Source organism: Candidatus Margulisiibacteriota bacterium, assembly GCA_041658645.1.
Taxonomy (GTDB): domain Bacteria; phylum Margulisbacteria; class WOR-1; order O2-12-FULL-45-9; family XYB2-FULL-48-7; genus JBAZZV01.
Window position 1 is genome coordinate 1 of the sequence record JBAZZV010000017.1, and the last position, 10143, is coordinate 10143.

The following is a 10143-nucleotide window of genomic DNA, read 5'->3' on the forward strand; positions in this document are numbered from 1 at the left end:
ACTATTCAGACCACCGCCATGAGCGGATCAAACTACGTCCTCAAAGCCGGCGACACCATGACCGGCACGCTGACCAATACCGCCGGTGCCAACCTCGCGACTTCTTCCGGCAATGTCGGTATCGGCACGGCGAGCCCGGGGGCGAAGCTGGAAATATTTAAGGCTAATGTTTATCAAGATCCGCCGGCGGATTTGATTAAATTAGCTCATAGTTCGAGTTGGGATTTAAGGGTCCAATCGGAATGGCCTCTCTCTAATGGAGAAATAAATTATAATTTTGTACAAAAGAAGAATGGCGTGGACAGGAATATTATGTCATTCTACGGCGACACGGTAACAAATGCAGGCAATGTCGGCATCGGGACGACGGCGCCGGGTTCCCGCCTGGCAGTAAAGGGAGCAACGGCCGACAGCGGCGCTTCCGCCCTGAACGTAACTGCCTCAACCGACGCCACCCTGCTCTACGTCAGGAATGACGGCAACGTCGGCATCGGGACCGCCAGTCCCGATGAGAAACTTACACTGCCCTATAACAGCTATATCGGGTGGGAGTACTCTTCGGGCAATAGCACCGTGTCACATAAAATTGGAAAAACCTCCGACGGCGCAGGCCCCATGGCATTCGTGACTACCCATAATCCTGGAGATGCGGGTAAAGTCTACACTTTCTCGAGCGGAGCCGGAGAAAAACTGACGTTATTATATGGCGGCAATGTTGGCATCGGCTCAACGGAACCCGGCTCAAAATTGACCGTCGCCGGCACGATCGAAACAACGGTCGGCGGGATCAAATTCCCCGACACGACGATCCAAACAACCGCCATGAGCGGATCTAATTATGTCCTCAAAGCCGGCGACACGATGACCGGCACGCTGACCAACACCGCCGGAGTTCATGTCGGCAATGGCGCTTATAACGCTCCCGCATTCTCTTTTTCCGGCGATCCCGATACCGGTTTCTATTGGGGAGCCAGCGGCCAGATCAACGTTGCCTCTAATGCCAGCACCATTATGTATCTGGCGCCTGACGCTATTAAGTATGAGCTTCCTTTACAAGCTAATAACCCCGATGCATTATCATTGAAAGGAAATGCGGCAGACAGTGCAACGGCGATCGGCCTCAAGTTCGGGAACGTGAACGCGCTGAACACCGCTGGCGCGAAGATCGCAAGTTTTTACTCTGATAATCTAAGCACTGAAAAAGCCCACATTAAAAATACCGGCGGCGCTTATTTTGCCGGCAGTGTCGGCATCGGCACGACGGCGCCGGGACAAAAATTGAGCGTGGCCGGCACGATCGAAATGACCGCCGGCGGGATCAAATTCCCGGACACGACTATCCAGACCACCGCTGTCAGCGGTTCCAATTACGTCCTCAAAGCCGGCGACACCATGACAGGCACGTTGACCAATACCGCAGGCGCTAATCTTGCGACTTCATCGGGCAGTGTCGGCATCGGGACGACGGCGCCGGGAACAAAATTAGATATTCTTCAAGCTTCCGACGCAGTAACATCAGGAATCAGAGTAAGTAATGTTGGTCAAAACAGAGCACTTTACTTATGGGCTGATAGTTCGAATGTTGCTCGAGTGGATAGTGGTTCAACAGGAGCAGGGAATTTGGCAATAAATGGAGCAGGCACCGGCAACGTCGGCATCGGTACGACCAGCCCCGGTACTTATAAATTAGCCGTCAGCGGCGACGTGTCGATCGAAGGCAAGTTTGTCGGAGCCAATAAGGACGGCGGAACTCCGAGGTTCGCTTACGGCTATAACGCGGACGCGTCCGGCGGCTACGGCGCGGTGGCGATGGGGTATAACGCCAAAGCGACCGGGACGGCGGCGGTAGCGCTGGGAGATAATGTGCAGGCGACCGGCAGTAATGGTTCGGTCGCGATCGGGATCCAGTCCGTCGCCAGCGGAATGTACGCGACCGCTTTGGGCAGCCGGATGACCGCCCAAGGTGATTATTCGTTCGGGATCGGCCTGGACAATACCGCGGGCAGGACAATAACGGCAGCCAACACCATGGCGATCATGGGCGGCAACGTCGGCATCGGGACGACGAGCCCGAGTGTAACCTTCGAGGTAGCTGGAAAACTAAAGGCAACCGGCGGGGTCTACTTTTCGGGACTGGCCGCCGGCACCGGCACGACCCTGGTCTTATCCGCGACTACCCTTGAAGTTCTGACGTCAAGCTCCAGCCGCAGATATAAAAAAGATATCGTCGATTATCAAGCGGACCTGAACAAGATCGGGGAACTCCGGCCCGTCCGCTTCCGGTGGAACGAACACACCGCCACGCCGGACAGAAAAGATTTCGGCATGATCGCCGAAGAGGTCGTTAAAGTTTTCCCTGAATTAGTCGAATTAAACGCGAGCGGCTCACCCGAATCTGTCCATTACGAAAAACTGTCGGTCATCCTGCTCCAGGGTTATCAGGAAAAAGCCAGAGAGATCGAAGCCCTGAAGGCCCAAAATCTGGCGCTCGAGGCCAGGATGAAGGCGATCGAAGAGAAGCTGGGGAGATAAATCCTAAATCCTAATGTCCTAAATCCGAACAATGAGTGCTTCGCACATTATAAATAAATAGCGAAAACAATGTTCGGATTTCTGATTTTCGGACATTCGGATTTAGTCTAATTGGATTGAGCTTGGCGAGAACAATGTTCGGATTTAGGATTTAGGACGTTCGGATTTAGTTTAATTGGATTGAGCTTGGCGAGAACAATGTTCGGATTTAGGATTTAGGACGTTCGGATTTAGTTTAATTGGATTGGGCTTGGCGAGAACAATGTTCGGATTTAGGATTTAGGAAATTCGGATTTAGAATGAACAATTACCATAACCTAATAGATTCAATCGGGACGCTTTTGCGTCAGGCGCGCCAAAAAGCGTTTCAACAGGTCAATAACTTAATCGTGAAAACTTATTGGGAAATCGGCAGGCATATCATATTATACGAACAGGAAAGTCAAGAACGGGCTGAATATGGATCGCATCTTTTAGATTCCTTGTCAAAAGACCTAAAAGAGCGCTATGGAAAAGGATTTTCACGGAGAAATATGCTTAATATGCGTAATTTTTATCTGGCTTACCAGAAATGGCAGGCAGTGCCTGCCATTTTATCCTGGACACACATAATTGAATTGCTGTCCGTGGAAGATGGTCTGGCGCGTTCCTTTTACGAAAAGGAGTGCGCGGCTAACCACTGGAGCACCCGGGAACTGGAACGCCAAGTCAATTCTATGCTTTTTGAGCGGCTGGCCCTAAGCAAAGACAAAAAAGGAGTGCTGGCGCTGGCCGCGAAAGGCCACAAAATAGAGAAAGCCGAGGATGTGGTCAAAAATCCATATGTTCTGGAATTTCTGGGCATACCGGAAGATTATCGTTACTCCGAAAAAGAGCTTGAACAAAAAATCATCGATAATATGCAGCAATTCCTTTTGGAGATGGGGAAAGGCTTTTCCTTCGTCGCCCGCCAGTACCGGATCACCTTGAACAATAAACATTTTTACGTTGATCTTGTTTTCTATCATCGAATATTAAAGTGCTTTGTTTTGATCGATCTAAAACTCGGCTTGGTCGCTCATCATGACATCGGGCAAATGAACCTGTATCTCAATTATTTTAAAAAAGAAGAAATGACGGAAAATGATAATGAGCCGATCGGCATTGTGTTAGGGACTAAAAAAGATCATATTTTGGTTGAATATGCTTTAGGCGGGATTTCCAACAAACTTTTTGCTTCAAAATACCGGCTCTCACTGCCCGATAAACACCTGCTGCAAAAAGCAGTCGAAAATATTGTGTCCCGTGAAACAAAGCATTTAAGATAAATGCCGAACAAAGTGATGCATACAATGTTGGGATTTAGGATTTTCCGCCTTCGGCGGAAGACCCCCATAAATGGCGACCTAAAGGTCGCCGCTACACTACATATAGATCGGCGGAAGGAGTTAGGAAATTAGGATTTAGTTGCATTGGATTTAGCTTTGCGGGAACAATGTTCGGATTTTGGATTTCGGACATTCGGATTTAGTCCCGATTTAGGACGTTCGGATTTAGTTTAATTGGATTGAGCTTGGCGAGAACAATGTTCGGATTTAGGATTTAGGAAATTCGGATTTAGAATGAACAATTACCATAACCTAATAGATTCAATTGGGACGCTTTTGCGTCAGGCGCGCCAAAAAGCGTTCCAACAGGTCAATAACTTAATCGTGAAAACTTATTGGGAAATTGGCAGGCATATAGTTATTTATGAACAGGGTCGCAGGGAGAAGGCCGAATATGGCTCAAAATTGCTGGACAAGATCGCTTGCGACCTAAAGGGAAGATATGGGAAAGGTTTTAGCCGAAGCAACGTCATATATATGAGGTTGTTGTATCTTAAATACCCAAAAAGTCAGACACTGTCTGACCAATTGAGCTGGAGTCATTATATTGAACTGTTGGGAGTTTCCGATGATCTGGCTCGCTCTTTTTATGGCAAAGAATGCCTGGCGAACCACTGGAGCGTAAGGGAGCTGGAAAGACAGGTCAATTCCATGCTTTTTGAGCGGCTTGCCCTAAGCAAAGACAAAAAAGGGGTGCTGGCGCTGGCCGCGAAAGGCCACAAAATAGAGAAAGCCGAGGATGTGGTCAAAAATCCATATGTCCTGGAATTTCTGGGTCTACCGGAAGATTATCGTTACTCTGAAAAAGAGCTTGAACAAAAAGTCATCGATAATATGCAAAACTTCCTGCTGGAATTGGGCAAAGGATTCACCTTTGTCGCGCGGCAGTATCGCCTGACACTGGATAACAAACATTTTTACGTTGATCTCGTTTTTTATCATAGACTGCTTAAATGTTTTGTTCTGATCGATCTTAAACTTGGGACGATAACCCATCAGGATATCGGCCAAATGAACATGTATTTAAATTATTTCAAGAAAGAAGAGATGGCCGAAGACGATAATGAGCCGATCGGCATCGTTTTAGGCGCCGGGAAGAAACATATTTCGGTTGAATATGCTTTAGGCGGGCTTTCCAACAAACTTTTTGCTTCAAAATACCAGCTCTCGCTGCCCGATAAACACCTGCTGCAAAAAGCAGTCGAAAATATTGTTCGGATTTCGGACATTCGGATTTAGTCTAATTGGATTGAGCTTGGCCAGAACAATGTTCGGATTTAGGATTTAGGACTTTCGGATTTAGTCTTGGACGTTCGGATTTAATAACATGGCTAACAAATATTTGATCATATTATTAATACCGCTGGTCTGCCTGGTCCTGGCCACGCCCGTTTGGGCGCCGGCGGCCTCGAGCACTTATAGGATCACCCTCGATACCATGGACAACGGGGCAGTTATCGCGAGCTCGGGCAATTACGCGCTAACGGGCCGGCTGAACAATCAGGAGCTGGGAAAGGTCGTTAGCGCCAATCTGGTCATCCGGCTGGGCTTTTACCCCGGCGCCTTTGAGGTCATCCTCGCCCCCATTGTTGTGGCCATCGATCCGGGCGAGGGACTCAACATCGCTCCCATCCAAGTCAAGATCAGCGGCGCCAATTTCGCCAATTCCGCCGTCGTCAAACTGAAGAAAACGGGGCTAACCGATATCGTCGGCCTCAACACCGCGCTGACTTCAAACGAAATTAACTGTGAATTCAACCTGGCCGGCGTCCCCGAAGGCGTCCGGGACGTCGTGGTCAAAAATCCCAACGGCAATGAAGGTAGTTTGCCCTCGGGCTTTAAAGTCAAAGCTTATCCCCTGCCGAGCGGCACGGTGATAAATTCGCCGAACCCCTTCAACCCGGCCAAGGAGCCGACTACCATTATGTATAATCTGCCGCAGGATACCAATATCGACGTTTATCTCTTTTCGCTGACCGGCGACCTGATCATGAAAAAGACCTTTAACGCCGGAGCCAGCGGCGGCAAAGCGGGCGCCAACTCGTTTCTCTGGGCCGGGATCTCCGATCTGGGCGAAGGAGTCGGCAACGGCCTCTACCTCCTCCACGTGGTCGACCGGTCAAACGGCAAGACCTTGTTCAAAGGCAAGATCGCGATACTGCGCAGATGAGGGCGGTCAAACGGCCTATCGGCGTGAGCCTAAACCGCGCGATCTTGGTCATCATATTTTTTGTTCTTGTTTTGTTCTCCGCCGCGAGAGGCGTCAGCTTCACCGACGACCCGGTCAAGATCGGCGTGGGGGGGCGGCCGATGGGCATGGGGAAAGCTTTTGTGGCCGTGGCCGACGACGGCAGCGGCATCCTCATGAACCCGGCGGGCGTCTCGAATATCAAGTCTTGGATCGCCTTCAGCATGTATTCTAACCTCTTTAATGAGGTCCAATACCTGACCTTGACCTATTCCACCCCTTTCAGTTTTCAAGGTAAGAAATACGGCTGCGGCGTCGCGGTCGTGCGCTCGGGGATCAGCAATATCCCTTCACCGACGCAATACGGCCTGGTTTATTTTGACTATCACAACGACGTGTACCTCTTAGCGCTGTCGGGCAATATCAACGAGGCCTTGTCCGTTGGCCTCAATTACAAGATCTTCGACCAGGGCTTTAGCGGCGGCGTGGCCAGCCTCGGGACCGGGCACGACCTCGACCTGGGGGTCAAATACACCTTATCCGATCGGCTGACCCTGGGGCTAAACTTGCAGAATATTTTACCCTTCGCCATGGGCGGCCGGATAAACTGGGATTACGGCTACGCCGAAGGGATCCCCGCCGTCGCCAAGATCGGCGGCTCGCTGACCGATTTTGAAGGCCGTCTGCTGATGGCGCTCGACTACGACCTGTGGCTGACGCGCCAAGCTCCTTCCGCCTACCACGCCGGCCTGGAGTGGCAGTTAAATCCGCTGCTGACCGTCCGGGGCGGCCTTGATCAAAGTTTTTCTTCCACCCCCACCAGCAACGGCGTCAATCCCACGCTTGGTCTGGGCCTTAATCTCGCCGGTTTCCAGTTCGATTACGCCTACCATCCTTATTACGCCGAATCAAGCAACGTGACCCATTTTTTCTCGCTTTCGTATACGCCGTCGCTTTTGCCGACCGGAGAAGCCGTGGTCCGCAAAGAAACGCCGGGACTAAATATCGCCGAACCGGACGATAAATCAGTTGTTTATAAGGACAGGATCACGATCGGCGGCTTCGTCCTGAACAATGAGATCAAGACCGTGGCGATCAACGATAAAATGGTCCCGATCAGCCAAGGCCGCCTGTTTGAGACCGCAGAGGCGCTCTCACTCGGCCGGAACACTTTTAGCGCGGCCGGCCTGGACGCCGCGGGCCAAACGATCGAAGCCCGGAGCGTGAGGATATTGCGGCTGGCCAATTTCTCCGACGTGTCGAGGACTTACTGGGCCAAAGACTCGATCGAACAAGTCGCGACCCTGGGCTTCCTGCAAACGCCAGCCGGCCAGCCCTTCAGTCCGGAAAAAACAATAAAACGCGCCGATGTTTTAAAAATGCTCGTAATGGCCAGCGGGATCTCTCTGCCGAGAGAGATCAAGTCATTGCCGTTCAAAGATACCCCGCGGACCAGCTGGCTGACGCCTTATTTGAAAGCGGCTTATGACGCCGGCTTGATAACAGCCGGACCGGACCGCAAATTCAACGCCGGCCGGCCGATCACCCGGCTGGAGTGCATTGTGATGATGGTCAGGTTTTCCAAATTCGCCCTGCCGAGGGCGCAAGAGAGGCCTTTTGCCGATCTCTCGGGCAGGCACTGGGCGATCAAAGAAATTGCGGCGGCCAAGCAAGCCGGCCTGCTGGAGTTCGCCACGGTCAATCTTTATCCGGGCCAGCGTTTGACCCGGGCGGAATTCGCCTATATGCTGTCAAAAACGCCGCTGGCCGCGCCTAAGATCAAAGAATTGTTGCAGTGGGATTGAGGCGTGAATGACGCGGGTTGAACCGCCGCATCAACAATGAGTTGGAAACGACCGAAACCGAGCTGAAGGCCATCGCCGCGCCGGCCACGACCGGATTCAACAGGAAACCGGTGAAAGGATACAATATCCCGGCCGCGATTGGAATACCAAGCGTATTATAAATGAAGGCCCAGAAGAGATTTTGCCTGATCTTACGCATGGTGAAAGCGCTTAATTCGATCGCGGTGACGACGTCGCGCGGGTCATCCCGGACCAGGACGATCTCTCCCGCCTCGATCGCCACATCCGTTCCGGAACCGATCGCGATCCCGATATCAGCCTGGGCCAGCGCCGGCGCGTCGTTGATCCCGTCGCCGACCATCGCTACCTTCTTCCCTCCGGCCTGCAGTTTTTTAATATTATCAGCTTTGTCCTGGGGGAGAACTTCGGATAATACCCGGTCGATCCCAACCTGTTTCGCTATAGCTTCAGCGGTCCGCCTATTGTCCCCGGTGATCATCACGATCTCTTTCCCCATTTTACGCAGCCGCTCAACTGCCGCCTTGGAAGCTGGCTTTAAAGTATCCGCCACCGCGATCAGGCCGGCCAATTTACCGCTTTTGGCGACCAGCATAACCGTCTTACCCTCCGCTTCCAGCGCCTGGACCCTCGTTTCAATCTCTAAGACAGCGATATTCCGGGCCCGCATCAACTGGCGGTTGCCGAGCAAAATATCATCGGCAGCCACCCCTTGGCCGGAGATCGCGCTAAAGGTCTGCGGCTCGGGAACGGTCAGCCCGGTACTTTTAGCCTTCTGTAAGATCGCTTCCGCCAGCGGATGCTCCGACTTCTTCTCCGCCACCGCCGCGTATAATAGAAGTTCGGAACCTGAGACTGAACGTCTCGGTTCCTCACCGCTTGTGGAACCGCGAAGTTCATTCGCAGGTTCCACAACAATTATGTCCGTGACTTCCGGCTTCCCCTTAGTCAAGGTCCCCGTCTTGTCAAAAACCACAATGTTGATCCGCGCGGCCATCTGCAAAGCTCCCGCGCTCTTGATCAATATCCCGTGTTCCGCGCCCAGGCCGGTCCCGACCATGACCGCCGTCGGAGTCGCCAGTCCCAGCGCGCACGGACAGGCGATGATCAGGACCGCGATAAAGGCCGTCAGCGCGAAAATAAAACTCTGTCCAGCTAAAAGCCAGATGACGAACGAGGCCAACCCGATCAAAACGACCGCCGGGACAAAATAAGCGGAGATCTTGTCCGCCAGTTCTTCGATCGGGGCTTTGCTCCCCTGCGCCTCTTCGACGAATCTTATAACTTGAGCCAAAAAGGTGTCTTGACCGATCTTCTCGGCCTTGAATTTAAACGACCCGGTCTTGTTGATAGTCGCGCCGACAACCTTGTCCCCGATCTTTTTCTCGACCGGGATGCTCTCGCCGGTCACCATCGATTCGTCAACGCTGGAATAGCCGTCGGTCACCACTCCGTCAACAGGGACCTTTCCGCCCGGTTTGACGATAATGATCTCCCCGATCTGGACATCCAAGGTCAGAATCTCAACCTCTTGGCCGTCCCTGATGACCAGCGCGGTCTTCGCCTGCAGGCCGATCAGTTTTTTGATCGCCGCCGAGGTCCGGCCTTTGGCCACCGCTTCCAGGTATTTTCCCAGCAGGATAAAGGTGATCAGGAACCCGGCCACTTCGTAATAAAGATCGCCCATTCCCAACCCGGTCTTGCCCAGCCAAATGGCGATCGTGACATATAAACTGTAGAGAAAAGCCGCCCCTACGCCGATGGAAACCAGGGTATCCATGTTGGCGGTCCGCGTCTTGACCAGGGAAACGATCCCCCTGGTAAAAAAGATACTCCCCAGGAACATGATCGGAGTGGCAAGCAGCAGTTCGATGGTCGCCGCGTTGCGCATCGCAAATTCCGGCATCGGCCAACCGAAGAGGAGGTGCAGCATGTAATACATCAGCGGGAGGCTCAAGGCCAGGGAGAAGCCGAACCTAAACAATAGATTATTGATCTCTTTTTCGCGCGCCGCTTTTTCCACGTCAACGCCGTCAGCCGGTTGCGGTTTGATCACGGAATAACCGGTCGCTTCGATGACTTTTTCTATCGCCGGCACATCGGTTGTTTCGGGATCGTATTCCACGGTCGCTTTTTCGGAGGCAAAGTTGACGTTCGCTGAAATGACGCCCCGAAAGCCGCGCAGGGCGTTCTCGATCGAGGTGACGCAGGAGGCGCAGTGCATCCCGGCTAT

6 protein-coding genes are annotated in these 10143 nt (G+C 52.3%); 5 read left to right on the forward strand and 1 reads right to left on the reverse strand.

Going from position 1 to position 10143, the window contains the following annotated elements; all coding sequences use genetic code 11:
* The 5 genes from WC903_08900 to WC903_08920 all read left to right on the forward strand — a co-directional run.
* The coding region (locus tag WC903_08900) for a tail fiber domain-containing protein (GenBank protein ID MFA5894062.1) at positions 1-2532 on the forward strand (2532 nt) is incomplete at its 5' end.
* A gap of 299 nt (positions 2533-2831) precedes the next feature.
* Positions 2832-3839, forward strand: a complete 1008-nt coding sequence (locus WC903_08905) for a PDDEXK nuclease domain-containing protein (GenBank protein ID MFA5894063.1) — start codon at positions 2832-2834, stop codon at positions 3837-3839.
* A gap of 294 nt (positions 3840-4133) precedes the next feature.
* Positions 4134-5138: a PDDEXK nuclease domain-containing protein gene (locus tag WC903_08910; protein ID MFA5894064.1), complete on the forward strand. Its 1005-nt coding sequence runs from the start codon at positions 4134-4136 to the stop codon at positions 5136-5138.
* An 88-nt stretch (positions 5139-5226) separates the two neighbouring features.
* Positions 5227-6069 carry a hypothetical protein gene (locus WC903_08915; GenBank protein ID MFA5894065.1) on the forward strand — a complete coding sequence of 281 codons (843 nt, stop codon included), beginning with the start codon at positions 5227-5229 and terminating at the stop codon, positions 6067-6069.
* Positions 6066-7892, forward strand: a complete 1827-nt coding sequence (locus WC903_08920; GenBank protein MFA5894066.1) for an S-layer homology domain-containing protein — start codon at positions 6066-6068, stop codon at positions 7890-7892. The genes WC903_08915 and WC903_08920 overlap by 4 nt, the downstream gene beginning before the upstream one ends.
* Here the strand turns inward: WC903_08920 and WC903_08925 are convergent.
* Positions 7867-10143, reverse strand: a 2277-nt coding sequence (locus tag WC903_08925; GenBank protein MFA5894067.1) for a heavy metal translocating P-type ATPase, incomplete at its 5' end; no start/stop codon positions are given. The two genes, WC903_08920 and WC903_08925, sit on opposite strands and share 26 nt — an antisense overlap.